Annotated in this window: 4 protein-coding genes; all 4 read right to left on the minus strand. The window is 51.6% G+C overall.

The window, feature by feature from the left end; all coding sequences use genetic code 11:
• Nucleotides 1-263 precede the first annotated feature (263 nt).
• On the minus strand, nt 264-458 hold the full coding sequence (locus tag ACTNB1_RS14735; protein ID WP_002334813.1) for a hypothetical protein: 195 nt from the start codon (nt 456-458) through the stop codon (nt 264-266).
• Between the two features lie 72 nt (nt 459-530).
• A complete protein-coding gene (gene mobV / locus ACTNB1_RS14740) occupies nt 531-1,475 on the minus strand; it encodes a MobV family relaxase (protein WP_002334814.1) in 945 nt (314 codons plus the stop codon).
• 183 nt (nt 1,476-1,658) lie between these two features.
• A complete protein-coding gene (locus tag ACTNB1_RS14745) occupies nt 1,659-2,054 on the minus strand; it encodes a replication initiator protein A (RefSeq protein ID WP_002588752.1) in 396 nt (131 codons plus the stop codon).
• A gap of 111 nt (nt 2,055-2,165) precedes the next feature.
• A complete protein-coding gene (locus ACTNB1_RS14750) occupies nt 2,166-2,579 on the minus strand; it encodes a cysteine-rich VLP domain-containing protein (protein WP_002588751.1) in 414 nt (137 codons plus the stop codon).
• Nucleotides 2,580-2,934: the final 355 nt, after the last annotated feature.

Below are 2,934 nucleotides of genomic sequence, written 5' to 3' on the forward strand. Positions count from 1 at the left end.
TCGATATATTCATCTATGACATTCAGGCCATGCTCGGCGGCATATTGCCGGAGCATCATGCGTTGTGTCTGAATACTCCCGCTTTCTCCTTGCAGTTCATCGTCCCGGCTCAATCTCATATAAAGCGCCGTGTTGTAAATCGTAGTATTGTAAGGTTGTTTCACCGTAAAAATCCTCCTTCTAAAGAAACAACCCACGCTTACAATACTTTTGCTCTATGGCAATTATATCATAAGCGTGGGCGTGTTATCAATGATGGGCTATCAGGTTGAAGCGGCTTTTTCTGCGGTATGCCGCACCACATCTACAATCAGATCACCGAGGGGCTTCCCGCCTGCGGCGAAGTGTTCGGAGATTTTTATACGGTTGTTCCCACATACAAAATACTGCGTGCCGTTCTCTGCTTGTATAACCTGCCCTGTTCGGGGTGTAAAAATATCGCTTTCACTTTTTGCCATCCAGTGTCCTCCATATTCAGTTTTCAAGGTACAATGCCGCACAGAGGCGGCGAAAATTTCTGCTTATATCTATCACCTTTCCTTTACCGTGTGCCGCTGCTGACGTTTCAGTTCCGCCAGTATATCCGGCGGGATACGGTCAACCAGCCGCTGTAAATTGTCCAGTTCGCTTTTCAGCTTTGCCCGTTCCATCGTATCTTTCATCTTTCCTTTTTCGCTGGCCTTTGCCCTTGCTTCCAACTTCTCATTCTCCGCCAGCAGGTCATTGATTGTGACCTTGTACTTTTTCAACTGCCCGGAGAAATTCTCCATCTGCGGGAACCACTTTTTCAGCATGGAGAGGGCTTCCTCTTTTTTCTTTCCGGCGTTCAGCGGGTTAATGCCGTCCAGTGTGGCTTCAATGGCTCTTGCCTGCCGGGAGAGGGAAACCGCCTGTTTGAAAAGCCGGGTGGGGATATGCTTCCGGCCTGTCCTGCTGGCGCTCTCCCCACGCTCCAAGTCAGGATATTTCTCCACCATATAGGCGTGAAAATCGTCCTGCCACTTCGTCAGGTTTGCCCGGTTGCCGATAATCTCCTTTGCACACAGGCGGTTGTCCTTTGTCAGCGGAACAAAGGTCAAATGCAGGTGGGGCGTTTTCTCGTCCATGTGTACCACCGCCGACACGATATTTTCCCGTCCTACCCGGCCAATGAGGAAGTCCGCCGCCCTCTGGAAAAACGCCTGTATCTCCTTTGGGGATTTCCCCTTGAAAAACTCCGGGCTGGCAGTTACCAGCGTATCGACAAACCGTGTGCTGTCCTTGCGGGTTCGGCACCCGGCCTGTTCAATGCGGTTTTGAATGAAATGATAGTACCTGCCCTCTGGCTTGACGATATGAAAGTTGTACTTGCTCCGGCTTGTGTCAATGTCGGGGTTGCTGGCGTATTGTTCTTTCTGTCTTTCGTGATGGGCTTCCAGCGGCCTTGCCGGGTTGCCCTTGTGCTTCTCAAACCGCAAAATTGCGTGTTGTGCCATTCTGCTCCTTTCCCCATTCCTTTCCTATCCGGGGTTTTCCACAGGGAAAATCCCGCAGAAATTAGCTCGGATAGGATTGGAATGGATAGAATATAAATAAATCTTTTTAATCTTTGTATTTCTATATACCGTCCGGTTTTCGTACTTCCGGGGAGTGATTTCCTCACTTCATAAGTACGGTTTTCAGCCCTCCGGCGTACCAGAACCGGATTTCTTGAAGTCGGTGTTTGGAACCGCTTCATAGGATTTTGGGAAAATGCGGTTGGGTTTTCCACAGCCCTGCTTCTGGATCTCCACCAGCCCGGCGTATTGCAGTTCCCGCAGGGTGTTTACCGCTTTCTGCCGCCCACAGTGGAGCAGGTCAACCACCTCGCAGATGGGATAGTACAGATAAATCCGTCCGCAATCATCCGCCCACCCATTCTTGCGGGATAACTCTGTCCGGCGCAGGATAAAGGCGTACAGAACCTTTGCCTCGTTGGACAAGGGCTTGAATGTGGGGGCTTCAAAGAGGAAATTCGGGAGCCGGGTGAAGCTGAACGCCTTTTCCGGCTGATGGATATAGATGGTATTTGTCATAGTGCGTTTTGTGGACGGTTAGAAGCCCGTTTTCCGGGGCGGGCGATACTTTATACCACCAGCCCCGGTTTGGGGCTTGCGAAGCCTGATAAATCAAGGCTTTTTTCGCTCCTAACTGTCCACAGCAGACCTCCTTTTCCGTTCACTTTCTGTTTTCTGCCGCCTGTGAACTCTGGCGGCACAGCCGGGGCAGTATTTTGCCCGGTTGGATTTGGGGACGAACACACCGCCGCAGACCTCACAGCGTTTCAAGTCCTTATCCCGGAAAATCTCCGCTTCCAGCGTCCCGTCCAGCGGCAAGACCGCCCAGCGGAACCACTTACAGCAGACCGAGAAAGAAATCGTCTGCGGACAGGTGCAGGTGTCCCCATCGTCAAGGACAATGCAGTTGCCGTCCTCACAGCAACAGCACTCCCGGCGTATCAGGCTGGCCGCCTGTTTTCTCTGCGCCGGGGTCATGCGGTAAAGGGAACCGTCCGGCCTGCGTTCCAGCGGCGGCAAGTCTTTATAGGGGTTATCTCTCATGCGTTCCCTCCATTTTGCTTTCCGTTGCCGTTCTCCCCGAAAAGGTTTCCTGCCCCATTCCTGCGGCGTGTTCCGGCGTTGGCACGCTCCTCGCAACTTCGGGACATTTTGTCCCGAAGTCCGACTCCTTGCGGTGCTTCCCCAGCCGGGGTATTCCTTTTCGGACGGTCATTCTGTTTTCAAGGTGCCGTCCATCGATGAACTACCCTAAGTCTACACGAAAAAAATGCAATTCCCGGAATATTGCGAGAATTGCATTTTGATGAAGTTTACACTTTGGAAATTGCATTTTTGCAATCATTCTGTATAATGGAAGTATGCGGAGGAGGTGCGTATCTATGGCTTTACCCGGAAC

Source organism: Flavonifractor sp. HCP28S3_F3 (assembly GCF_052065355.1).
In the GTDB taxonomy this organism is placed as follows: domain Bacteria; phylum Bacillota; class Clostridia; order Oscillospirales; family Oscillospiraceae; genus Flavonifractor.